This is a genomic window from Bacillus sp. 205(2023) (assembly GCF_037027485.1).
In the GTDB taxonomy this organism is placed as follows: domain Bacteria; phylum Bacillota; class Bacilli; order Bacillales; family Bacillaceae; genus Bacillus; species Bacillus halotolerans.
Window position 1 is genome coordinate 1 of the sequence record NZ_JAXCHF010000061.1, and the last position, 207, is coordinate 207.

At 47.3% G+C, this 207-nt stretch carries 1 rRNA gene; it reads left to right on the forward strand.

Going from position 1 to position 207, the window contains the following annotated elements:
• Positions 1-130: 130 nt before the first annotated feature.
• A 5S ribosomal RNA gene (rrf, locus tag WA325_RS21550) occupies positions 131-207 on the forward strand; the annotation flags it as partial.

Genomic DNA, 207 nt, shown 5'->3' on the forward strand with positions numbered 1-207 from the left:
TCAGGTTGATAGGTCTGAGGTGGAAGTGTGGCGACACATGGAGCTGACAGATACTAATCGATCGAGGACTTAACCTAATTTCTAATGATGTCACACCTGTTATCTAGTTTTGAGAGAACACTCTCAATTGTTTGGTGGCGATAGCGAAGAGGTCACACCCGTTCCCATGCCGAACACGGAAGTTAAGCTCTTCAGCGCCGATGGTAG